Raw genomic sequence first — 23,965 nt, 5'->3', positions numbered from 1 at the left:
ATACATTACATGAAGACCTCGCACCGGCGTATCACGCTTCTCTCGGGCGCCTCGATCGCAGCACTGGGAGTCACCGGACTTGGTTTGGCGAGCCCTGCGCTGGCCGCACCGCACGATGTTGCCGGACCCGGCACCAACGCGGGCACCAGCACGACGGACACACCGATCGACATCTGCACGATCGCCGCAGCGACCCCTGCCTGCTTCTACGGTGTGTATGATACCAACGATGGCGCGGCTGCCGCGACTGTCGCCACGACCGGCGACGGCGTGATCTACCAGCACCTGACTTCGGGAACCGCGAACATCACCCTGTCCAACGCGGCCGGCCAGACCGCTGAAGTCGGCGCGATCGCCAGCGCAACGGGCGCGGGCAACCAGACCGCCACCGCGAGCATCACCTCGGGCGCCATCACCCAGGTTGCGGTCGGCACGACCGGAAGCGCGGTTGCCAACTTCACCAACGACGGCAACCTGCTCGTCGACGCCTACGCGCTCGCGTCGGCGACCACGGGCGACGCTGACGCCACGGCGATCAACTCGGGTGGCATCTGGCAGTCGGCGACGGCGGCTTCGACGCTTGCTGCGAACAACATCACGAACAACACCGGCGGCGTTATCACCATCGAGGCTGTGGCTTCGGCGCTTGCGCCGGAAGGCTACGCTTCGGCAGACGCTTCGCAGCTCTATGGCATCCAGCAGAGCGCTTCGAACACCGGCAGCGGCGATGCGTCGAACGACATCACCAATGACGGCACGATCACGATCGATGCGCGCGCTAAGGCGACGGGCTCGGGGGCAATCGCGAGCGCGACCAACTATTATGCCATCGAGCAGTATGCGACGGCCAATACCGGCGTTGCGTCGAACAACATCGACAACAACGGCACGCTGAATATCGACGCGAAGGCGACCGCCACGGCGACCGATACTCAGGCGTTCGCTTACGCGTATCTGCAGTCGGGCATCTATCAGTACGCGACTGCGACGGCTGGTTCGGCGAGCAACTCGATCAGCAATGACGCAGCCGGCGTGATCAACATCGTCGCCAGCGCGGATGCGAACGGCGGTACCGAGGGTACTGCGACTGCGTACAATTATTACGGCATCTACCAGTACGCCAATGGCGGCGACGGTTCGGCGACCAACGTGGTCGACAACCAGGGCGCCATGAACATCAATGCCGTCGCGAATGCGAGCGGATCGCAGTACGCGTACGCGTACGCCTATAATTCCGAAGGCATTTCGCAGTCGGCATTCGCCGACTCGGCGGACGCGTCGAACACCGTCACCAATGGCGCTGGGACGCTCAATATCAACGCCGTCGCCCACGCGACCGCCACGGGAACCCCGACCGCCAATGCTTCGGCGTTCGCCTATAATTATTATGGGATTTCGCAATCGGCGACTGCTTCGGTCAGCGGCGATGCGTCGAACGCCGTCCACAACGCCGGGACGATCAACATTCACGCCAGCGCGGTTGCGCACGGTGTCACCGACGCGATTGCGACGGCTTCGGTTAGCTATGCGATTTCGCAGTCGGCGACCGCCGATATCGGCAATGCATCGAACGTCATCGACGGCGACGGCACGATCGACATCCGCGCCTTCGCCAGTGGCGTTGCGGACTCTGGTGTCGCGAATGTTTTTGCGTCTGCTTACTCGGCAATCAGCCAGACGGCGCAGGTTTCGACCGAGGGCGATGCGACCAACACGATCAGCCAGGGCACGATTAACATCGACGCGACCGCACTTGCGCACGGTACGAGCCAAGCCACGGCATCGGCGTCGGTCAGCTACGCGATCTCGCAGTTCGCTTACGTCTACGGGAACGGCAACGCGTCGAACAACATCACGGTTGGTGCGACGACAGGCGCCGGCGGTCTCGACATCGGTGCGTTCGCTAGCGCGAATGCTGCCAGCGGCTCTGCTGACGCCTTCGCTTCGGTTTACAGCGGCATCACGCAATATGCCTCGGTCACCGGTGTTGGCGACGCGTCGAACGACATCACCAACAACGGCACGCTGAACATTCACGCGACGGCTATCGCAAACGGCACGGCCGACGCGAGCGCGTCGGCTTCGGTCAGCTACGCCATCTACCAGTATGCTTACGCCGATGACGGCGATGCATCGAACGCCATCACCAACAATGGCGAGCTCGACATCACTGCCATCGCCAGCGCTAACGCGACTGCCGGTTCGGCGACCGCGTATGTCTCGGTTTATACGGGCATCTACCAGTATGCGACCGCTACTGACGGTGATGCGAGCAACACAATCACCAATAACGGCGACCTCAACATCGACGGGGTGGCCATTGCCAACGGCACGAGCTTCGCGTCGGCCACGGCCTCGGTGAGCTACGGCATCTCGCAGTACGCTTACGCGCAGGACGGCGGTAATGCCGCGAACGTCATCACGAACGGCACGGGCACGCTCGACATCGGTGCGTTCGCCAGCGCCAATGCGCCGACGGGCAACGCCACCGCTTATGTGTCGATGTACTATGGCATCTCGCAGGAAGCTTATGCGACCGCTGGCGGCAATGCGTCGAACCTGGTGGCCAACGACGGCACGATCAACGTTCATGCGACCGCCATTGCGAACGCTTCGGACGACGCCATCGCGACGGCGACCCTGAGCTACGGCATCTACCAATACGGTACCGCCGACGATGGGACGATGACGAACACCGTCACCAACAACGGCGCGATCAACATCGTTGCGAACGCGAGCGCCAATGCGGCCTCGGGCTCGGCCTTCGCGTCGGCGACCAACAACTACGGCATTTATCAGTATGCCACGGGCAGCGACGGTCCGGCCACCAACGTGATCAACAGCGCAGGCTCGATCACGATCGATGCCAACGCGGTTGCGAACGGCACGACCGTGGCATCGGCCACCGCCTATAACTACTACGCCATCTCGCAGACGGCCTATGCTTATGACGGCCACGACGCGAAGAACACGGTTGCTGTGGGCACCGCGGGCTCGATTGATATCGGCGCTAACGCCAGCGCGAACGGCACTGACGTCTACGCTTACGCTTATGGCTACACCGGCATCACCCAGGACGCTTATGCGACCGGTGGCGGCGTCGGCGGAGGGATCGCGTCGAACCTGATCGACAACCAGGGCACGATCAACATCCACGCTACAGCGGTCGCGAACGGAACCGCTCTCGCGACTGCTTACGCCTACTACGATTATGGCGTGTACCAGTACGCGACTGCGGACGATCGCGATGCCAGCAACACGCTGAACAGCAACAACCTGAACATCAGTGCAGTGGCCTCGGCCAACGCCGCTTCGGGTGACGCGAACGCGACGGCGACCAACTACACCGCCATCTATCAGTACGCCTCGGCGACGGACGCGAACGCGACCAACATCGTCAACAACAGCGGAGCGCTGAACCTCAGCGCCGCTGCGCACGCGGTTGGCTCAACCAACGCCTACGCCTATGCCTACATGTACAACGGCATTTCGCAGACGGCTTCGGCGAGCGACCACCACGTCGCGATGAACTCGATCGTCAACGGCACCGCCGGCTCGATCAACATCGAGGCCCAAGCGTTCGCCAGCGCACCGGGTGGCAGCGCGACGGCGTCGGCGTATAACTACTACGCCATCACGCAGCAGGCTTATGCCGACGACGGTTCCGACGCGATCTCAAAGATCACGAACGACGGCTCGATCACGGTCGGCGCCGACGCTGAGGCTCTGGCTTCGACGGCGGCCTTCGCGACGGCTTACGTCAGCTACGCGATGTACCAGTCGGCCACGGCGACGGGCTTTGGTGGTGACGCTACGGCTCTCCTCGACGACAATGGCTCGATCGACGTCCATGCGGTCGCTCACGCGGCTGGCTCGGCGGCGACGGCCATCGCAGACGTGTTCTATGGCCCGTCGCAGTACGCTTCTGCGACCAGCGGCAACGCGAGCGCGATCATTCAGAATGACGCGATCTCGGTTCACGCGACTGCGACCGCAACGGCGACCGCCGCTGCGGCCCTTGCGAGCGCTTACGTCACCTCGGCCATTGAGCAGTATGCGACGGCTCCGGTGGGTATCGCCCTGGCGTCCTACACGGGCACTGGCGCCTTCACCGCTTCGGCCAACGCGAATGCGAACGGCGCGACCAACGCCCACGCTATTGCGTCGATCTTCAACGGTATCGACCAGTATGCGAACGGTCAGACGGCGACGGCGGTGATCCACAACAGCGGTGCGATCAACATTGCGGCCAACGCTGCGGCGGTTGCGACTGCCGGCAATGCGACGGCGACGGCGCTGATCACCAGCGATGCGGCGATCCACCAGAGCGCCACCGGCGTGAACTCGGCGCTTGCTTCGATCGTCAACGCAGGCAGCATCAACATTGTGGCCAACGCTGCGGCGACCGGCGTCACCAGCGCCTTCGCCCTCGCGGAAGTCACCGGTGTCGAGCAGCTCGCCAACGGCGGCACGATCTCCTACTCGGAGGTCACCGGCGGCAGCTTCAACGTGTCGGCAACGGCAAACGCGGTCGCGACCACCTTCGCTTCGGCCTACGCTTACGCTTCGGGTGTCAACCATGACGTCCAGGGCGGGTCGGCGCTGTTCACTAACATGGGCGCCTTCAACGTCCACGCCGGTGCGCACGCTTCGGCTTCCAGCGGTCACGCCACTGCCACCGCCTACGGCTACTATGTCCACGATACGGGCACGGTGAACGTCCAGGCTGTGAACGGCGGAACGATGACCGTAAGCGCGAGCGCCGCGGCCCCGACCACGGCCAACGCCTACGCTGTCGGCATCTCGGCTGTCGGCACGACTGGTCTCACCGGCTTCGTGACCAACTCCGGCACGCTGAACGTGATGGCGAGCGTCGCGGGCAACGGCACGACCAGCTCGGCCGCGGCCACCGGCATCTTCCTTGATGCGGGCACCGGCTCGAACACCACGATCGTGACCAACACCGGCACGCTGAACGTCGATGCGGTCAGCCTCGGCGGTGCAGTCAGCGCCATCGGCGTCCTGCCGCTCGGTGCTGGCGCAACGGGCACCTTCACCTTCATCAACGACGGCGGCACCATCCAGGTTCGCCAGTCGGTCGATGGCGGTGCGACCTGGACCCGTGGCATGGCGGTCGACGTCACCGGCACTGCGAACCCGGCGGTTATCAACCTGCTCGGCACCAGCCAGGCCGGCTCGATCTACGGTAACATCGACCTCAAGACGAGCGATGTGGTCAACGTTGAGTCGGGAACAACCTACTTCAACGGCATCATCAATCCGGAATTCCTGCCGGCGGGTGGTGTTACTGAAGCGGATCTCGACAGCGGTCTGTTCGGCGAAGGCACGCTCAACATCGACAATGGCGGCAACCTGATCCTTGCGGACCCGCGGATCAGCGGCGACCCGTCGATGTACGATGGCCCGGCCTATGCATTCGTCGAAGACTTCAACGTCACCGCCGACGGCACGATCAGCTTCGAGTTGCAGCCAGCTGCTGGCGGCACTCAGCCAGTCGGGACCTATCCGCAGATCTTCACCGACACCGCGGACATCACCGACGGTCACCTGGTGGCTCTGCTGACGACCCCGAGCGGGCTGTTCGCCGACGAGTACTTCTGGGACAACGTGATCGATGCGAACGACCTCACGGGCGAGTTCGCTGACTGCACGGTCGGCGGCGCCTATGCGGGCTCGCTGCTCCTGACGACCAGCGACATCTGCGAGTACGACGCGAACGATAACGTCGACCTGCGGATCCAGCGCGTTGCCTTCAACGCGGTGGCTGGGCTCAACCAGAACGGCCTCGCAGTCGGTAACGGCCTCGAGTGCATCTACGACACCTCGCTGACCGGCGGGATCGTGAACGTCCTGAGCGACCTGTTCCTGTTCACCAACACGGCGAACTACAACACGGCGCTCAACATGCTGTCGGGTTCGGCTTACGCCAACTACCTGCAGTCGTTCCCGAGCCTCGGCGTGCACTACAACGACCTGCTCGACCACGCCACGAACTGCGAAGTTCCGGCGCTGGCCGGCTCGGTTCTCGAGTGCCGCGCTTCCTCGCCGATCCATGTCTGGGGTCAGCTCGATTACCAGTGGCGCAAGGCTGATGGCGACATCGAGGCGGGCACCACGAAGGCGAACCGCTTCACCGGCCTGCTGGGTATCGACGCCAACGTCGGTAATTCCGCGATCGTCGGTGTCAGCGCTGGCTACGTGACCAACCACACCCGCGATCACCAGTTCGGTGACAATGTGGATGCGGACGGCATGCAGGTTGGCCTCTACGCGGTCTACGATCCGGGTGCCTTCTTCGTGAAGGGTGTCACGACCTACAGCTGGTATGATGGCGACAGCCGCCGTCACATCAACTTCGCGGGTCTGGCGACGGGCGCGAGCTTCGCGGCCAATCCAGAGGGCGATCCGGACGTCAACATGTGGACCGCTGGTCTCCATGCTGGTGCTCGTTTCCCGATGAGCGGCAACTCGGTCATCACCCCGTACCTCAACTGGGATTATGTCGACGCGAAGCTGAAGAGCTTCACCGAGACGTCCGGTGGCGGTGCGGAGCTGAGTGTCGAGAACAGCCACTCGCGGCACAGCTTCCTGACCGGTGGTGTGAAGTGGGCTGGCCAGATGGGCGGCGTGGTGCCTGAGGTTAACCTCGGATACCGCTACCGCTTCGGCAACAGCCGCTCGCACTTCGGCGCCTACTTCATCGGCGACACCGACTGTGACTTCGACATCGTCTCGGCGAGCCAGAAGCGCGGCACCTTCCTTGCTGGCGTGAGCGTCGGCGGGAAGCTCGGCCCGGTCGATGTGCGGATCGGTTACGAAGGCGAGTTCAACGGCGACGTCACCAGCCACAGCGGCAACTTCAAGTTTGTCCTGCCGCTGGGCGGTCACGCGGCTCCGCCGCCGCCGCCGCCGCCGGTCGTGGCTCCGCCGCCGCCGCCGGTCGAGGTAGCTCCGCCGCCTCCGCCGCCGCCTCCGCCGCCGCCGCCGCCGGTTGAGCGTGGTGAACGCGGACAGTAAGCCAGCTTAAGGCGCGGGCTCCGGCCCGCCCTCCCAAGCCGGTAGACAACCGAACAAGAGAGAAGAGGGAAGAAATTCCCTCTTCTTTCCGTTTGTAAGGAGCCCCGGACGGGGCGCGTGTTTTTTGGGCTGCAACGCCTTTATTTTCAGCGACTTCTGGGTAAAAGAACGGCCATGACCAACAACAAGACCACTAAGGCGCCCGCTAGCGGCGCGAAGAAGCCGGGTGCCGCGGGCGCCAATCGCCAATCGCCGCGCCGCGCAGCCGTCGCGCCCCGCCGGCCCGGCCAGGGACCCAACGCCAATCTCGATGAGGCGATTGCCCAGGCGCAGAAGGGCAGGGTCAACGTGACCCCGTCGAAGGCGGTCGAAATGGCGGGCCAGCTTTACACCCGCGGCCTCTATGGTCAGGCAGCGCGCGTTTGCTCGCAAATCATTGAAGCTCGCCCTGCTAACGCGGATGCGCAGAATATTTTTGGCGTGTCGCTAGCCGCACTCGGCCGCACCAAAGAAGCGGTCGCGGCGCTCGAGCGCGCGATCAAGATCAATCCCACGGCACCGAGCTATCACGCGAATCTTGGTGAAGTCCTGCGCCAAGCGGGAGAGCTTGAGGCGGCGATCAAGCCCCTCGAGGAAGCGGTTCGGCTCGATCCGAATAACGCCCAGGCACTGAACAACCTCGGCATCGTCAATTTCGAGCAGCGGAAGTTCAAGCAGGCGGTGGAATATTACCGACGCGCGCTTGAGCACCGCCCGGCGATGTCGGAGGCGCTGAACAACCTTGGCAATGCGCTCCGCATGACCGGCGATATCGACGGCGCGATCCAGGCCTATCAGGACGCGCTGGTTCAACGCGCGGTCTACCCCGAGGCGTATAACAATCTCGGCACGCTGCTTCAGCTCGACCGCAAGTTCGAGGAAGCAGAGCACGCGCTGCGCAAGGCGATCCAGCAGAACCCGCGCTACGTTGAAGCGCACAACAACCTCGCGCAGTTGCTATTCAGCCAGAAGAAGGAGCTGGATGCGCTGCGAGTCCTTGGCGACGCACTGAAGTTCGCGCCGAAGAACGTCCAGACCTTGCTGCTCACCTCGAAGATCCAGCTTCGCCGCGGCAACCTTCCCGCGGCCGAGCAAGGCATCCGGATCGCTGTTCAGCAGGAGCCCGAGAATCCGGAAGTATTGACCGTTTTCGGCCAGGTGCTGCACGAAACCGATCGCTATGACGAGGCGCTCGAAGTTCTCGAGAAGTCGATCGCGAAGAACGACAAGAACCCGGAATCGCTGAATTTCTATGGTGTCGCACTGAAGTCGGTCGGTCGCCTTGAAGAGGCGCGCGACTACATCTTGAAAGCGCTCAAGCTGAACGATGGCATGTACGGGGCCTACGCCAACCTCAATGACCTGGTCGACTTCTCAACCGGGCCTGGCGAGGAACTGTTCAACCGCATGGAAGCGATCTTCGACTCGGTGAAGAACCCCGAGGCAGATCCTTTCCTCCCGCTTCATTTCGCTTTCGCCAAGGCGCTCGACGATCGCGGGCAGCACGAAAAGGCGCTCGAGCATTACATCATCGGCGGAAAGATGAAGCGCCAACAGCTCGACTATAAGGAAAGCGACACGTTCGCTTTCTTCGACGGCATTCGCGCAGCCTTCCCGAAGGAAGTGTTTGAGAACCGCAAATGGGCTGGCCTGGACGATGATCGTCCGGTGTTCATCGTCGGCATGCCGCGCTCCGGGTCGACGCTAGTCGAGCAGATCCTTTCAAGCCACCCGGACATCTACGGGGCTGGCGAGGTCAAGTATCTTAGCCAAGCACTCGGCAAGATCCGCGATCGCTTTCCGTCGTTGCCGCGCTATCCGGACATGGTCGAAAAGATCACCGGACCTCAGCTCGAGATCGTGGCGAAAAGCTACCAGGAAATGCTCGCCAAGGGCGCGGGCGACGCGAAGCGCATCACCGACAAGCTGCTGACCAACTACTTCTTCCTCGGGCTCGTCAACCTGCTGTTCCCCAAGGCGAAGGTCATCAACACGCAGCGCGATCCTGTCGACACCTGCCTGTCGGGCTTCACCAAGCTGTTCAAGGACGACATGCCGCACAGCTACGACCTTGGCGAACTCGGCCGTTACTACGGCAAGTATCGCGAGCTGATGGAGCATTGGGAGAAGGTCCTGCCGAAGGGCTTCCTGACCACGGTGATCTACGAGGACGTGGTGGCCGATACCGAGAAGGAAGCGAAGCGGCTGATCGAGTTCCTCGGCCTGCCGTGGGATCCGAAGTGCGTCGATTTCCACAAGTCGGACCGTCCGGTGAAGACGGCGAGCGTCGCCCAGGTTCGCAAGCCGATCTACAAGACCTCGGTTAAGCGCTGGAAGAAGTATGGCGAGGGGCTGCAACCACTCGTCGACGCGATCGAGGGCAAGCCCGAAAAGGCCGGCGCCAAGGGCAAGGCGAAGGTCAAGGAAAACGCCTGATCATTCGACGGCATCGGCGCGCGTGCTAAAGCGCGCGCCGCAATGCTGAAGCGGGGAAAAGTTTAAGCGTGCGCTCACTCACGCATCTCGACCGGCTTGAGGCCGAGAGCATCCATATCCTTCGCGAGACTGTCGCGGAGGCTGACAAGCCCGTGATGCTCTATTCGATCGGCAAGGATTCGGCGGTGATGCTGCACCTTGCCAAGAAGGCCTTTTTCCCGAGTCCGCTGCCGTTCCCGCTGCTTCACGTAGACACCACGTGGAAATTCAAGGACATGTATGCGCTTCGCGACAAGGTCGGCGCAGATCCCGGCATCCAGCTGATCGTCTACCGCAACCCCGAGGCCCAGAACAAAGGGATCAATCCCTTCGATCACGGCCCCCTCCACACCGACATGTGGAAGACCGAGGGCCTCAAGCAGGCGCTCGACCTCCACGGCTTTGATGCAGCGTTCGGCGGTGCTCGCCGCGACGAGGAGAAGAGCCGTGCCAAGGAGCGCGTGTTCAGCTTCCGCGACAAGAACCATCGCTGGGACCCGAAACGCCAGCGCCCGGAATTATGGTCGCTCTACAATGTTCGGAAGAGCAAGGGCGAAAGCATTCGCGTCTTCCCTTTGTCCAATTGGACCGAGCTCGACGTCTGGCAGTATATCTTGCGCGAGAAGATTGAGATCGTGCCGCTCTATTTCGCGGCCGAACGCCCCACGGTCGAGCGCGACGGCCTGATCCTGATGGTGGACGACGACCGCTTCCCGCTGAACGGCGACAAGACGGTGCAGCGGAAGGTCCGCTTCCGCACGCTCGGCTGCTACCCGCTGTCGGGCGCGGTCGAGAGCGACGCCTCGACGGTCGAGGAAATCGTCGCCGAAATGCTGCTGACCAAGACGTCGGAGCGGCAGGGGCGCGCGATCGATCGCGATGCCGGCAGCGCGTCGATGGAGAAGAAGAAGCAGGAGGGATATTTTTAATGTCCCGCCCACTCGATTCCGAACAGGACCTCATCCGCACCGATGTGCGGGCGTGGCTGAAGCAGCAGGAAGAGAAAGAACTTCTCCGCTTCATCACCTGCGGAAGCGTCGATGATGGCAAGTCGACCCTGATCGGGCGCTTGCTGTATGAATCGAAGCAGATTTTCGACGATCAGCTCGAGGCGTTGGAAGGCGACAGCAAGCGCCATGGGACGCAGGGAGAGCGGATCGATTTCGCTCTGCTGGTAGACGGCCTCTCGGCCGAGCGCGAGCAGGGCATCACGATCGACGTCGCCTACCGCTTCTTTTCGAGCGCTCGGCGCAAGTTCATCGTCGCCGACACGCCCGGCCACGAGCAATATACGCGCAACATGGTCACCGGCGCGTCGACCGCGGACCTTGCCGTCCTGCTGGTCGATGCACGAAAAGGCATCCTGACCCAGACGCGGCGCCATTCTTACCTCGCTCAGCTGGTCGGCATCAGGCGGTTCGTGCTCGCCGTGAACAAGATGGACCTGGTCGATTATGACCAAGGGGCGTTCGACGCGATCACTGCCGATTACCGCGCGTTTGCCGCAAATATCGGTATCCAGGATTGGGTGGCCATCCCAGTGTCTGGCCTCAACGGCGACAATGTGATGAGCCGCAGCGAAGCGATGGGCTGGTATACGGGCCCGAGCCTGCTCGAGCATCTCGATACCGTGCCGCTCGATGCGCTCGCCGACCTCGACAAGCCCATGCGCATGCCGGTGCAATGGGTAAACCGGCCCAACCAGAATTTCCGCGGCTTTTCCGGCCAGATAGCCTCAGGGACGATTGGTCCGGGCGCGGAAGTGCGCATCCTGCCCTCGGGCAAGGTCACGCGCATCGGCCGCGTCGTCACGATGAACAGTGACCCGGACGAGGCTGCCGCAGGCGAGTCCGTGACGCTGACGTTGACCGAGGAAGTCGACTGCTCGCGCGGTGACGTAATCGCCGCCGCAGGCGATCCGCCGGAAGTTGCCGACCAGTTCGAAGCGACCATCGTGTGGATGGCGGATGACGAGCTGCTTCCGGGTCGCGGCTATTGGCTGAAGCTCGGGACGCAGATGGTCACGGTGATGATCCAGCCGCCCAAATATGAGGTCAACGTCAACACGTTGGAACATCTGGCGGCGAATACGCTTGGCCTAAACTCCATCGGCGTCGCTGAGATCGCCACCGACCGCGAGATCGTGTTCGAGCCTTATGCGATGGAGGGCCTAAGCCCGAACCGCGCGCTCGGCGGTTTCATCCTGATCGACAAGCTGACCAATGCGACAGTCGGCTGTGGCATGATCCATTTCGCGCTCCGCCGCGCCCTCAACGTCCATCGCCAGCATCTCGAAGTGAGCCGCGAGACGCACGCCGGGCTCAAAGGGCAGAAGCCCGCAGTTCTGTGGTTCACCGGTCTTTCGGGCGCGGGCAAGTCCACGATCGCCAACCTGGTCGAAAAGAAGCTGGCCGCGCGGGGCCGCCACACCTTCCTGCTCGATGGTGACAACATTCGTCACGGCCTCAACCGGGACCTCGGCTTCACCGAGGCGGATCGCATCGAGAATATCCGCCGCGTCGGCGAAGTTGCGCGGCTGATGGCCGATGCGGGCCTGATCGTGCTGACCGCATTCATTTCGCCATTCCGGGCCGAGCGTCACATGGTTCGCAGGATGATCCCCGAGGGCGAATTCATCGAGGTCTATGTCGATACACCGCTCGCCGAAGCCGAGAAGCGCGATGTCAAAGGCCTGTATGCTAAGGCGCGCGCTGGGGAGCTCAAGAACTTCACCGGCATCGACAGCCCGTACGAGGCGCCCGAGCATCCGGAAATCCGGATCGACACCACGGCACTAAGTGCGGACGAGGCGGCGGACCTGATCGTCGAGAAACTACTTGCGCGTCGTTAACTGAGGTCAAGGGCTGGCCGCAATCTGCAAAGTCCGATACGCTCCTGAGATCAGCGTCTGGTTCAGGGGGACGACGACATGATGAAGCATTTCCTTATCGCGGCAGTAGCCGCCTTGCCTGCCTGGGGCACGGCAATGGCGCAGGATAGTGGCGACACGCGCGTTCGCATTGGGCTCGGCGGCCAGGTCAGGCCCAAATATGTTGGAGCCGACAAATCCGAGATCGCGCCGCTGTTCGATCTGGACATCGCTCACGGCTCGAACGAGTTTGCGTTCGAAGCGCCCGATTATAGTTTTGGGATACCGGTGATCTCCAGCGGCGGCTTCTCGTTCGGCCCGGCGGCCAATCTCGCGACCAGCCGCAAGGATAAGGATGTCGGCGCGGCGGTCGGGAAGGTCAAAACCACGATCGAAGCGGGGGCGTTCACCAACTACGAGGTGAGCAAATCATTCTACCTCCATGCAGAAGTCCTGAAGGGTCTTGGCGGTCACAAAGGGGTCGTTGGCACGCTTGGCGCAGACTACGTCTGGCGCGACGGCGACAAATACGTCTTTTCCGTGGGCCCACGGCTCTTGCTGTCCGATTCACGCTATCAGCGCGCTTATTTCGGGGTCAGTCCCACCGTCGCACTGGCTACGGGGCTGCCCGCGTACCGCCCCAGCGGCGGCATCCACGCCGTCGCGATGGCCAGCGGCGTGTCCTATCAGTTCAACGATAGCATCGGGATGTTCGGTTACGGACGCTACGAGCGCCTCGTTGGCGATGCGGCGGATTCACCGATTGTCCGCGAGCTTGGTTCGCGCAACCAACTCTCGGCAGGACTGGGCCTAAGCTACACCTTCAGGATGTAATAGTGGCGGGGCCGGCGCTTAGTCGCCGGCTCCAGCGTCGGGGGTGAAGTATTTGTCGTACTTACCCTCTTCGCCCTTATGCTCGTCGGCGTCGGCGGGGCTGTCCTTCTTGCGCGTGATGTTGGGCCAGTCTGCCGAGAAGCTCGAATTGAGTTCAAGCCATTTCTCCAGCCCGCTCTCCGTGTCAGGAAGGATCGCTTCCGCCGGGCATTCCGGCTCGCACACGCCGCAATCGATGCATTCGTTGGGATTGATGACCAGCATCACCTCGCCCTCGTAGAAACAATCGACGGGGCAGACCTCGACGCAGTCCATATATTTGCATTTGATGCAGGCGTCGGTGACGACGTATGTCATGTGGCGAGGCTCCCTTTGGTCCTTCGCTATGTCGCGGGCTCCGGCTCGTCAATTCCCAGCTCTTCGTAGCAGGCGCGCGCTTCGGCCGCCGGACCGCGGCGAGACGGGAGCTCGAGGACGCGCAGCACGCGGACGCCACCGTCAAGCGGCAGGGCGATGATGCTCCCGGTGCGTACGTCTTCGCTCGGCTTCACGACCCTCTTGCCGTCGATGCGCACGTACCCTGCCTCGACGATCGATTGCGCAAGTGTGCGGCTCTTGGCCAGCCGGATGCAGTGGAGGAAGCGGTCGATCCTCACTACTTGGTCTTGAGCTTGGCCAGCTCCGCGAAGGCGTGGGACGACCCGGGACGGCGGTCGGGACGAGACGAGCGGCGGCCGCGCCAGCGCCAGTGATCGCCGGCCCTGGTGTAGCCGACCTCGGCCATCAGGCGCCCGACGGCTTCGTCGCTGAGGCCGAGCGAGGTCGCGAGTGGCACGTCGACCGGGTCCGTTCCGCCCGACGAGCGAACATGGCGCGCGTGGCTCGCCAACCGGTCGGCAAGGTCGATGCGGAGCCACTCACGACCCAGTCTGCGATAGGCGAGCGCAGCGCCGCTGGGGTCGGCATCAGCGGATAGTGTCGCGGCGCCCGCGGCGGGCAGGCGCGGCATGGGCTGGCCGGTCCGCACTGCGAGCAACGCTCCCCGCCATTGCTGCGCTGCGGGCTTCAAGAGGGGCAACAAAAACACATCGAGCGGGCCGAGGCGAACGCGCAGCCGGTGGAGCGCCTGCCGGTCCGCATGTTCAAGATGGGCGATGGCGCTAAGCATTGCCTTGCGAGGAAGGACACCACCGGCGTCCGCCAGCATCGCGGCAATCGCGCGGACGCCCGGTGGGTTCGACGGGTCCGATGCCACCAAGCCAAGTTTCTTGAGACTATTCAGATGCTTATCGATCTGACTGTCGAGCCATTTCTCAAGCCGCGCGCGCAGTGCCGCGCGGCTGTTCGCCGACAGCCGATCGAGCGCGCGGGCGGTACGGATCGCCGGTTCCAGTAGCGACCGGCCCGCAGCAAGCCGCCCGAGAATATGCCCTGACCAGCCAACGGCGAGTCCGCCGCCTTCCTCGACAACGATCTCGAATACCGAATCGTCGGCCTCAATCAGGGAATTGGCACGGCGCTCGAGCTCGTCGCCGAGGCGGCGCTCGGCCGCAGCGAGCAACAGGCGCTTGTCGGCGAGGCGGGCAGATTGATCGACGCGGAACTCGAAGCCAACAAGATGGCCGATTGGCTCCGGGCCGACGCTCACTTCTCCGTCGGCAGCGACCGTCACCGGGAGCGCATCCGACCCGCGCGCACCGATATCGCGCACCAACACGGCGGTGCGCCGATCGACGAAGCGCTGGGTCAGGCGCTCGTGAAGGGCATCGCTCAGGCGTCCTTCCACTTCGCGCGTGCGTTCCGCCCATTTGGCGGGTTCGTTCAGCCAATCAGCGCGGTGCGCGATATAGGCCCAGCTCCGAATCCCGGCGAGGCGATCAGCCAGGACCTCGATGTCACCGCTCACATTGTCGAGCCGGGCAACCTCAGCCGCGAACCATTCGTGCGGCACATGTCCGCCCTCTCCGATGTAGCTGAACAAGCGGCGGACCATGCGTGCGTGGTGCATCGGCCCGACCTTGCGAAAGTCGGGCAGGCCGCACACCGCCCATAGTCGCCGTGCCTGAACGTCCCGCTTTACCGCGATCGCGGGATCCTCGGCGATGAGTTTCAGGACCGCGAGGTCAATCGCCTCCGGTGCCGAACGAAGCACGGGATCGTCGCTCCTTACTTCGAGGCTCGCGATGAGCGCCCGGACTTCGGTGAAGTCGAGCTCCGCATTGCGCCAATAGAGCGAATCGAGCGGCCGGAAGCGATGCTCCTCGATTGCGTTGATTTCTTCTTCGGAGAAGCCGCCGCTTTCCTCGGTGAGGCCGAGCGTGCCGAAACTGCCGTCCTTCTGGTGCCGCCCGGCGCGGCCCGCGATCTGGGCCATTTCCGCTATGGTCAGGCGCCGGTCGCGGCGCCCGTCGAATTTCTCCAGGCCGGCAAAGGCGACGTGGGCGACATCCATGTTGAGGCCCATGCCAATCGCGTCGGTGGCGACGAGATAATCGACCTCGCCGCGCTGGAACATGGCGACCTGCGCGTTGCGGGTCGCTGGAGACAGCGCTCCCATGACGACCGCAGAGCCGCCCTTGAAGCGCCGCAACATCTCCGCGAGCGCGTAGACCTGCTCCGCGGAGAAGGCGACGACGGCTGAACGCGGTGGAAGCCGCGACAGCTTGACGCTGCCGGCGTAGCGCAGGGTCGAAAAACGCGGCCGGCTAATGATTTCCGCATCGGGCAAGAGCTCGCGCACCAGCGGTTTCAGCGTGTCCGATCCGAGGATCAGCGTCTCTTCGCGGCCACGGGCGCGCAGCATGCGATCAGTAAAGACATGCCCGCGCTCCGGGTCGATGCCGAGCTGGGCTTCGTCGATCGCGGCGAAGGCGAAATCCCGCGCCTCCTCGCCGTCATTCCCCACGGGCATGCTTTCCGCGGTGCAAAGGAAGTAGCGCGCCTGGGGCGGGACAATTCGCTCCTCGCCGGTCAGCAGTGCGACCTGTTTCTCGCCCTTCATCGCGACCACGCGGTCATAGACCTCGCGCGCCAGCAGGCGGAGCGGGAAACCGATCACGCCCGACGAATGGCCGCACATCCGCTCGATCGCCAAGTGCGTCTTGCCGGTGTTGGTGGGTCCCAGGATGGCCCGGACCGGAGCGTCAGAACGCGGCGCCATGATAGTTCGAATGTGGCAGCGTGTGAGAGGAACGCAAGGTTCCACGGCCCTGAAATTAGGCGGGTTTTAACCTTGTTTAGCCATTCCCAAGCGCGTGTTGATGAAAACCGGCCATACGCAGACATTCGGCCGCCGGTCGAACCGCGCCGCCAGCCTTCCGCTGAGACTGCCTAATCTCGGCTGGAAGAGCGCCGGTGTGCTTGCGCTTCTGTGCAGCGGAGTGGCTTGGGCATCGCTGCCGCATCCGGCCGAAGTCTCGACCGACGACCAAGTTCAATGGCGCGCGCTCAGCGTGAAGCCGCTCTTGAGCGGCGGGACGAGCGGCATGCGCATGGTTGCGACCGATGCGGTCCAGCCGGTGGACTTCGTGCCCACCCGCACGCCTATGGCCCAGCCTGAGGCCGAGCAGCCCGCACCGCCGCCGGTAAGTACCGGTCCGCTGCGTATTCGGGGGCGCGTCGGCGATGGCCTCTATTGGTCGCTGCGCGCGGCTGGCGCTGCGCCGGACGTGGCTGCGCAATATCTCGCCGCGCTCGCGACCGAAATCGATGTCGGCGAGGTCGGCCCGAACGACGGGTTCGACATGGTCCTGGGCTGGAACCGCCAGCTTCTCTACGCCGGGCTCGACCGGGCTGCGTCCTCCGACCTTCAGCTGGTGCGGTGGAACGCCAACGGGCGCGAGCAATGGGTCGACGCCGCCGACGCGGACAAGCCTGCGCCGGTTTACAGCGGCACGATGCTGCCGGTGGCGGGGCACATCACTTCCTATTTCGGTTATCGCTATCACCCGATCTTGCACTTCACGCGCTTCCACGCAGGCGTCGACATCGGTGCCGGTTGGGGCAGCCCGATCGTCGCTGCAGGCGACGGCCAGGTGGTCGGCGCGGGCTGGGCGGGCGGCTACGGTCGCCAGGTGCGGATAGCTCACGCGGGCGGCTTGGTCAGCAGCTACAGTCACATGAGCGAGATCGTCGCTGCCCCCGGCAGCTTCGTCCATGCGGGCCAGCTCATCGGCTATGTCGGGTCTTCCGGTCTCTCAACCGGGCCGCACCTTCATTATGAGGTCAAGCTCGGCGGTACCCCGGTCAATCCGCTCGGCGTGCGCTTCTCGAGCACGCCCGTGGTGAACACCGAGCTCGCGGGCGCGGTCAAAGCCCGCCTTAAGGCACTGCTTAGCGTTGGGTTGAAGCGGAGCTAACCGACGCCTTGGCCGGAAAGTGGTAATCCGGGCCGGTTACACCATCGATGATCGTTTCGTAGCAGCGGGCAAGCTGCTCATGCGCCTGCCGGGCTTCATCGGTTGGGCTGGTTGCCGCGCGGGCCTTCTCGACCTGCTGGCGATGAAACAGATAGTTGAGATCCATCACCTTCTCCCGCCCCGCTAGCGCGAAGATAGGGTGTCGGGTCAGCGACGTTAAGGTCGTGTCGGTGAGTTGGATTCCCACTGCGGTGAGCGGCGAAACAGGTTCGCTTCACCGCTCAAAAACAACGGTCGCTTAGCGGCCGTGACCGCGCCAGCGCTTGATGGTTCGCTGGATGATGCCTTCCTCGTCGCCGGTTTCACGCCACAGTCGGGCAAAGCTCGGGTCGGAAGAGGCCGGACGCTTCTCCGGCTCAAGGTCGTCGAAGCGGACGCGGATCGGGATCGCGACGCCTTCGCCGCAGACGATGCACTCGCGGTTGCGAAGGGCCGGGATCGCGTCGAGGAAACCGCGCGCGCCTTCTGGCATCGCCGCGCGAACGCAGGCCTGGTCGCGGTCGTTGTTCAGACGCATCGAGATGATCGTGCCGCACTGCGACAGCACACCCTCGGCAAGGTCGGACGGGCGCTGCGTGATCAGGCCGAGGCTGACGCCGTACTTACGGCCTTCCTTGGCGATACGCTCGAGAATCTTGCGGACGGCCTGGCCATCGGCGTTCTCGTCCTTGGGCACGTAGCGGTGCGCCTCTTCGCAAACCAGCAGCAACGGGCGCTGCGCCTCGGTTCGCGACCAGATCGCATAATCGAACACCATGCGCGCCAGCACCGAGACCACCACCGACGTGATTTCGGACGGCACGCCCGACACGTCGACGATCGATATCGGGCGGCCGTGGCTCGGCAGGCGGAACAGCTTGGCAAGGAAGCTGCCCATCGAATCCGACACGAGCATGCCCGAGAACATGAAGGTGTAGCGCGGGTCGGCGCGTAGCTCGTCGAGCTTGGTCTTGAGGCGCTGGAACGGCAGCGTGTCGCCGGCGCGGTCCAGCTTGCCCATCTCGTTGACCAGGACGGTGTTGAGATCCGTCAGGAGATAGGGAATCGGGCTGTCGACGGTGACTTTACCCAAGGTGCTCAAATCCTTGCCCTTAGTGCGTGCGGCAAGCAGGCACTTGGCGAGGATGTCGGCGTCGCGTTGACGCTCCGAGCCATGCGTCGTGAGCATCACTTCGCAGTGCTCTTCGAAGTTCATCAGCCAGTAGGGAAGCTGCAGGTTGTCGACGTTAAAGATTTCGCCGCACCCCTTGAACGCAGCCGAATATTCGCCGTGCGGATCGATCATCACGATGTGACCTTCGGGCGACAGCTGCGAGATGCGGTGTAGGATAAGCGCGACCGAGGTCGACTTACCGGTACCGGTCGATCCCAGGACCGCGAAGTGTTTGCCGAGCATAGGGTCGACGTAAAGCGCGCCGCGGATGTCGTCGGTCGGGTAGACAGTGCCGATCTCGATATTCGGCTCATCGCTTGCCGCGAACACCGAACGAAGGTCTTCGGTCGTCACCGGGAAGACTTCCGAGCCGGGTGTGGGATAGCGGGTGACGCCGCGGCGGAAGTTGCTCAGCGCGCCGGCTGAATCGCGCGACCCTTCGCCGAGGAAGTCGACGTGGGCGACGAGCTCACCGTTGTCGGCGATCCGAAGCGTGCGGACGTTGGCGACCAGGAAGCTCGAACCGACGAGCATCTTCACCTGGCTGCCGACCTGGCCGGACATGGCAACCGAGGGGTCGGAGTGCGACAGAAGGGTATTCACCGCCGCCGAATCCATGCGGATCTGCGAGCCCGACCCGGCAATCTCGACGACCGTGCCGACGGCGCCTGGTCCGGCGCTTTTGGCCTTGGGCGAAGACGCAGGCGATTCATCAGTGAAGTTACTGACTTCGTCGATGAATTCGCGCAGGTTCGGTTGTTCGTCCATGAAATGCACACTCCGGGCGTTAAATCGTGCCCCGGGCATACGCGCGAGCGGTTAAAATTGGCTTAGGGACGCATCGCGATCAGAAGCGGCGGCGGAAGGCCATGGCGGCGGCCCAGCCGAGGCCGAGCGAAAGAAGGACGGCCGTCAGCCCATAAAGGCCCTCGTGACGGCGGGCCGCCAACGCGACGAACCGCTCGAAACCGGACTTGCTGATCTCGATGTCGCGAGTAGCGGCGGCGATCACCTTGCCGCGGTCGATTAGGAAGGTTTCCGCAGTGTAGGTTCCGACGGGGACCTGGCTCGGGATGGTGATCACTGCGCGGTAAAGCACGTCATCGGTGATTTCGACGCCCCGCGGCGTTTCCGAATAGAGGCCGTGGCGGGCGCGGAGGTCGAGCAATCCGGCCTCGAAGCGCCGCTCCTTGTCGGGCAACGCGCCGCCGCCTGGGGAGAGCTGGAGGTTGTGGAGGCCGAGCTCGTAAATCGCTGCCGTCCGGTCATCCACCAGCTGCCCGATCGGACGTGAGGATGCGACGGCGTAGAAGGACGGAGCCGAGCGGAAGCGGTTCTGATCGGCATTCATCCAGATGCCGGCGATCTTCTGCTTCTCGCGGACAAGGATCGGCTGGACCGGACCGCGCAGGACGACCGCGATGTCCACCTTGCGCGTCGGCGGCCGGCCCCCCGGGTAAACGACCGCACCGAAAAGGAGCAGCTGCGCGCCTGAAAAGCTGTAGCGGATCTGTACCTGCCGCGCAGAGATGTCCGGGACGAGCACCGGCTTGTCGGCCGCGACCAATAGGGGCGCGAGCGCAAGCAGGATCGAGGCAGCGCGCGCCCTCACAGATATTCCACCGTGAAGATTTCGTCGGGATGCCAGAACAGGCCGAAGAACATGCGCAGACCGACGAGCAGAATGATCACCGCCAGCGCCAGCCGCAGATAATCCGGTTTGATGCGCGTGGTCAGCAGCGCGCCATATTGAGCGCCGATCACGCCACCGGCGAGAAGCAGCGCGGCGAGCACGATGTCGACCGAGCGGGTGGTCAATGAGTGGACCATCGTCGTCGCCGCGCTCACCGCGAGGATCATAACCAGGCTGGTGCCGATGACGATGCGGGCCGGCATGCCGAGCAAGTAGATCATCGCCGGAACGAGGATGAAGCCACCGCCGATGCCCAGGAACACCGTGAGGACGCCAGCGGCGAAGCCAAGCGTGAGGGGGGCGATCGGAGAAAGGTAGAGGCCCGAGCTGTAGAACCGCCAGCGGAGGGGCAAAGAGGCGACCCAGCGATTGTGACGCGGCGCCGCGGGCTCCGTCTCGGACTTTGGGCCGACATAGCCGAGCGCCACCAACGCGTCCTTCAGCATCAGGCCGCCGATCGAGAACAGGATCATCACGTAGAGCAAGCCGATGACGACATCGATTTGGCCGCTCGATTGAAGCCAGCGGAACAAGGCCGCGCCGACGATCGAACCGAACAGGCCGCCGACGATCATCACGCCGGCCATTTTCATGTCGACGCCGCCGCGGCGCATGTGAACCATCGCGCCGGATACGCTAGCGCCGGTGATCTGCGTTGCCGACGAAGCGACCGCCACGGTCGGCGGGATTCCGTAGAAGATCAGCAGCGGCGTGGTGAGGAATCCGCCGCCAACGCCGAACATGCCCGACAGCAGCCCGACGACGAAGCCGAGGATGACAATGACCAGCGCGTTGACCGACTGGCCGGCGATCGGGAGATAGATGTCCATGCCCGCCGCACAGGACTAACCGGAACAGTATGAACGGCCAAGCGGCCCGTTCATAAATCTCGTTCAGAAATCTCCGGCAAGCGTCAGCGCGGGGCCAGATCCTGGCGCCACATTTCCGGCCAGGCGCTGCCGCCAGTCGACGTGAACGCGGACGTTGTTGCGCACGCGCATGCTGACCCGCGGCCCCGCATCGACCCGGTAAACGCCGGGCTGCGCCGCGCTCCATAGGCCGAAGCCGGCTGAGAATTGGCGGTAGATAGGCCTGGTCAAGGTCAACCCGCCGTCGATGAAGCGATCGCGGTGGCGGAAGCCGACCACGCCGCCCTGGAGATAGGCGTCGAGGCTGAACTGCCACGGCATCGGCCGGTCATAGACGCCGCCTTCGACGAACAAAGCGAAGGCATTACGACCGTCGCCATATTTTCCCACTCGCTGCCGGCGTTCGGCATTGAACCACACCGGAATTCCGGAGACCGGCTGAATGCGAACGCCAGCGGCGATCTCGCCCCCGCGCCGGCCGACCTGGGATGTGGTGCGGACGGTCGCCGCGATCTGTCGCGTGAAGTTATAATTGAGGCGCGCCCCCGCCTGGCTCCCGCCGAGTGTTCCGCCAGTGGCCAGCGATTGCGGCCCGGAAATGCCAGCCTGTTGCGGGCGGAGAAGTGCCCAGGCGCTCAGCTGGAGGCGATCGAGCGGGCCGCGGAACGCCAGCACAGGGCTGCTCTGGGCACGCACGGTGGTCGCCGTACGGCCGAGGGGCATCGAAACCGCCGCAATCTGCGCCACTGGCCATTGGTCGAGCGGCGGTATCGCGGAATAGAATTGGGGGTCCCGCGCGGTCGTGGGGAGCGCGCCCTTGAGCCCGGTTGGCACGAGCGGGTAGCTGGATGGGCCCGCAGCATAATAGACCTGCGGGCCCCGCGCCGGCGCTGCATATGGGGCGCTTGCCGGCGTGAAATCAGCCAGCGCCATTTCTGGCGGAACTGGCTCGAGCGGTTCGATGGGCGGAAATTCCGTCGGGACGATTTGGGGAATCTTGGCTTCGCCGCGCTCGATCTGGAAGATTTCGGCGCCGGGCAGAAGGTCGTGGGCCGTCGCCCGGAGGCCGGCCCAGCCGACCATCACCAGCCCCAGAAAACGAAGAGAGGGCCTCATTGGGGCAGTTCCGCAGGGAAGATATGACGCGTCTTATCCCATCGTTTCGCGCCACCGCCGAGATGAAGCGACACCGCTCTCGCCGCAGCGAGCATCGCGATGACATTGCCGATCACCAGGCGGGGAATCGACCTCAGGCCCTCACCCACGCCGTAGGCAGAGGTCGTGAACACGACGCGCATCAGCACGCGCCAAGCGAGTAGCCAGCCGTTGATCGTCAACAGCGTGACGAGCCGGGGGTCGAGCCGCGCATGAATCGGGGCGCCTAGGGCCTCCGCGATCCAGATCTGGGACCAGAGAAACGCCGCGGCGTAGGCGGCCAGGAGAAGCAGGGCCGCGAGCGGACCTCGGCGATCGCGGAGGCGCATCCATCGCTCGCCGATCCCGCCACTCCAGCCGAGACGATCCCAGCCGGCGAGCGCAATACCGCCGAGCCAACGCGCTTTTTGCCGAACCGCCGACCCAAGGGTGGACGGGAAGTGACCGCGGCTGGCGACCACTCCGCGCTCGCCCGGTCGCGCCGGTATGCGAACGAACATGGTTTTGAGGCCGATCGCGCCAAGCTTCAGTCCAATCTCATAGTCTTCGGTCATGCTGCTGGCGGTGAACGGACGGCCATCTTCCATCGCTGCCAACTGCGCGAGCGGCCGGCGGGCGATAGCGCACCCCACTCCCGCAAGGGGAATGGCGGCACCTACGGACTCGCGGACCACGAGCTCCTTGACGTGAGCCTCGGCAAATTCATCGCAATAGTGGCCGCTGATCCACCGCGAGGCGGGGTCCGGAAGCGGAAGAACGGGTAGCTGCACCACCGCTGCACGCTCGATCAACCGATCGAAGATTCTCAGCTCCAACGGATGAATGACGTCTTCGGCGTCGTGCAACACCACGGCCTTCGCTTCGCACCCGGTCGAGGTTTCGTAGGCGATGAGTGCATCATAGAGATGGTTGAGACAATCGGCCTTGGTCGTCGGACCATTCCCTTCGACTTGGACAGGCTCGATCCGCGGATCATAGACACTGGCGATGGCTGCAAGCGTCGCCGGATCGTTTCGGTAATGGCCGACGAAAATCCGATAGTTTGAATAGTCGAGCCGATCGATAGTCGCCCGCAACATGGAGGCGATCACGGCGGCTTCGTCCCACGCCGGTACCAGCAGCGCGAGAAAGCCGGGCGCTTCGGCTTGTGGCAGCTCACTGGCGAAGGTTCGCGGGTAACGCGGATAGACGGCAACTGCGCGCCAGGCCGCCCGGCCGAAATAGAGCAGGTCAACGGCTAGGTCGTTGATCGCGAACAGCAGGAAGCCGATGCCTGCGAACAGCGCTAGCTCGGCTGCGATGCGGCTGAGGATTTCGGCAATCGCCATGGGGCGCTAGCCGATGCGTCGCACCGAAGCGGTGGAGTTGCTCGGTCGGTCCATAATGCCTCCGCCTGCAAAGCGAATCGCGTGAAACCGAGCG

Annotated in this window: 15 protein-coding genes; 6 read left to right on the top strand and 9 right to left on the bottom strand. The window is 63.9% G+C overall.

Translation table 11 applies throughout. From position 1 onward, the window contains the following. The first annotated feature begins 9 nt into the window (after positions 1-9). The 5 genes from AC4K8G_RS07485 to AC4K8G_RS07465 all read left to right on the top strand — a co-directional run bounded on the left by AC4K8G_RS07485 (position 10) and on the right by AC4K8G_RS07465 (position 13,255). A complete protein-coding gene (locus AC4K8G_RS07485) occupies positions 10-7,038 on the top strand; it encodes a hypothetical protein (RefSeq protein ID WP_491733532.1) in 7,029 nt (2,342 codons plus the stop codon). A 174-nt stretch (positions 7,039-7,212) separates the two neighbouring features. Then, positions 7,213-9,513, top strand: coding sequence for a tetratricopeptide repeat protein (locus AC4K8G_RS07480; protein WP_491733531.1), 2,301 nt, complete (start codon positions 7,213-7,215; stop codon positions 9,511-9,513). 68 nt (positions 9,514-9,581) lie between these two features. Next, positions 9,582-10,481, top strand: coding sequence for a sulfate adenylyltransferase subunit CysD (gene cysD / locus AC4K8G_RS07475; protein WP_491733530.1), 900 nt, complete (start codon positions 9,582-9,584; stop codon positions 10,479-10,481). Continuing rightward, positions 10,481-12,403 (top strand): sulfate adenylyltransferase subunit CysN, encoded by a 1,923-nt coding sequence (cysN, locus tag AC4K8G_RS07470; RefSeq protein WP_491733529.1) that lies wholly within the window; start codon positions 10,481-10,483, stop codon positions 12,401-12,403. Before cysD ends, cysN begins: the two co-directional genes overlap by 1 nt. Before the next feature lie 78 nt (positions 12,404-12,481). Then, positions 12,482-13,255 carry a MipA/OmpV family protein gene (locus AC4K8G_RS07465; protein ID WP_491733528.1) on the top strand — a complete coding sequence of 258 codons (774 nt, stop codon included), beginning with the start codon at positions 12,482-12,484 and terminating at the stop codon, positions 13,253-13,255. An 18-nt stretch (positions 13,256-13,273) separates the two neighbouring features. Here AC4K8G_RS07465 and fdxA read toward each other — a convergent pair whose 3' ends face one another. Genes fdxA through AC4K8G_RS07450 form a run of 3 tightly spaced genes read right to left on the bottom strand, consistent with a single transcriptional unit; the run spans position 13,274 to position 16,415 of the window. Beyond that, complete coding sequence (gene fdxA, locus AC4K8G_RS07460) at positions 13,274-13,612, bottom strand: ferredoxin FdxA (RefSeq protein WP_491733527.1); 339 nt, start codon at positions 13,610-13,612, stop codon at positions 13,274-13,276. Positions 13,613-13,638: 26 nt separating this feature from the next. Continuing rightward, positions 13,639-13,911, bottom strand: coding sequence for an RNA-binding S4 domain-containing protein (locus AC4K8G_RS07455; RefSeq protein WP_491733526.1), 273 nt, complete (start codon positions 13,909-13,911; stop codon positions 13,639-13,641). Continuing rightward, on the bottom strand, positions 13,911-16,415 hold the full coding sequence (locus tag AC4K8G_RS07450; RefSeq protein WP_491733525.1) for a helicase-related protein: 2,505 nt from the start codon (positions 16,413-16,415) through the stop codon (positions 13,911-13,913). Before AC4K8G_RS07450 ends, AC4K8G_RS07455 begins: the two co-directional genes overlap by 1 nt. A gap of 100 nt (positions 16,416-16,515) precedes the next feature. On the opposite strand from AC4K8G_RS07450, the gene AC4K8G_RS07445 reads away from it, so the two are divergent. Continuing rightward, complete coding sequence (locus tag AC4K8G_RS07445; RefSeq protein ID WP_491733524.1) at positions 16,516-17,613, top strand: M23 family metallopeptidase; 1,098 nt, start codon at positions 16,516-16,518, stop codon at positions 17,611-17,613. Here AC4K8G_RS07445 and AC4K8G_RS07440 read toward each other — a convergent pair. From AC4K8G_RS07440 to AC4K8G_RS07415, 6 genes are all read right to left on the bottom strand, one after another. Beyond that, positions 17,588-17,782 (bottom strand): hypothetical protein, encoded by a 195-nt coding sequence (locus tag AC4K8G_RS07440; protein ID WP_491733523.1) that lies wholly within the window; start codon positions 17,780-17,782, stop codon positions 17,588-17,590. The two genes, AC4K8G_RS07445 and AC4K8G_RS07440, sit on opposite strands and share 26 nt — an antisense overlap. A gap of 129 nt (positions 17,783-17,911) precedes the next feature. Beyond that, positions 17,912-19,594, bottom strand: coding sequence for an ATP-binding protein (locus tag AC4K8G_RS07435; RefSeq protein ID WP_491733522.1), 1,683 nt, complete (start codon positions 19,592-19,594; stop codon positions 17,912-17,914). Positions 19,595-19,673: 79 nt separating this feature from the next. Continuing rightward, positions 19,674-20,438 carry a TIGR02186 family protein gene (locus AC4K8G_RS07430; protein WP_491733521.1) on the bottom strand — a complete coding sequence of 255 codons (765 nt, stop codon included), beginning with the start codon at positions 20,436-20,438 and terminating at the stop codon, positions 19,674-19,676. Continuing rightward, positions 20,435-21,349, bottom strand: a complete 915-nt coding sequence (locus AC4K8G_RS07425) for a sulfite exporter TauE/SafE family protein (protein ID WP_491733520.1) — start codon at positions 21,347-21,349, stop codon at positions 20,435-20,437. The genes AC4K8G_RS07430 and AC4K8G_RS07425 overlap by 4 nt, the downstream gene beginning before the upstream one ends. A gap of 63 nt (positions 21,350-21,412) precedes the next feature. Then, entirely contained in the window at positions 21,413-22,504 is a 1,092-nt protein-coding gene (locus tag AC4K8G_RS07420) for a hypothetical protein (RefSeq protein ID WP_491733519.1), read from the bottom strand. Beyond that, positions 22,501-23,871 carry a glycosyl transferase family protein gene (locus AC4K8G_RS07415; RefSeq protein WP_491733518.1) on the bottom strand — a complete coding sequence of 457 codons (1,371 nt, stop codon included), beginning with the start codon at positions 23,869-23,871 and terminating at the stop codon, positions 22,501-22,503. Before AC4K8G_RS07415 ends, AC4K8G_RS07420 begins: the two co-directional genes overlap by 4 nt. Between the last annotated feature and the right edge of the window lie 94 nt (positions 23,872-23,965).

This window comes from Sphingomonas sp. SP3 (assembly GCF_058514305.1).
Note: the sequence above shows the minus strand (reverse complement) of the source record. Positions and strands in the feature narration are given on the sequence as shown.

Bases quoted from the DNA above. Each gene is read 5' to 3' on its own strand.
- AC4K8G_RS07445 (WP_491733524.1), top strand. From the start codon at position 16,516: ATGAAAACCGGCCATACGCAGACATTCGGCCGCCGGTCGAACCGCGCC.
- AC4K8G_RS07420 (WP_491733519.1), bottom strand. From the start codon at position 22,504: ATGAGGCCCTCTCTTCGTTTTCTGGGGCTGGTGATGGTCGGCTGGGCC.
- AC4K8G_RS07480 (WP_491733531.1), top strand. From the start codon at position 7,213: ATGACCAACAACAAGACCACTAAGGCGCCCGCTAGCGGCGCGAAGAAG.
- AC4K8G_RS07450 (WP_491733525.1), bottom strand. From the start codon at position 16,415: ATGGCGCCGCGTTCTGACGCTCCGGTCCGGGCCATCCTGGGACCCACC.
- AC4K8G_RS07465 (WP_491733528.1), top strand. From the start codon at position 12,482: ATGATGAAGCATTTCCTTATCGCGGCAGTAGCCGCCTTGCCTGCCTGG.
- AC4K8G_RS07435 (WP_491733522.1), bottom strand. From the start codon at position 19,594: ATGGACGAACAACCGAACCTGCGCGAATTCATCGACGAAGTCAGTAAC.
- AC4K8G_RS07485 (WP_491733532.1), top strand. From the start codon at position 10: ATGAAGACCTCGCACCGGCGTATCACGCTTCTCTCGGGCGCCTCGATC.
- cysN (WP_491733529.1), top strand. From the start codon at position 10,481: ATGTCCCGCCCACTCGATTCCGAACAGGACCTCATCCGCACCGATGTG.
- AC4K8G_RS07425 (WP_491733520.1), bottom strand. From the start codon at position 21,349: ATGGACATCTATCTCCCGATCGCCGGCCAGTCGGTCAACGCGCTGGTC.
- AC4K8G_RS07415 (WP_491733518.1), bottom strand. From the start codon at position 23,871: ATGGCGATTGCCGAAATCCTCAGCCGCATCGCAGCCGAGCTAGCGCTG.
- fdxA (WP_491733527.1), bottom strand. From the start codon at position 13,612: ATGACATACGTCGTCACCGACGCCTGCATCAAATGCAAATATATGGAC.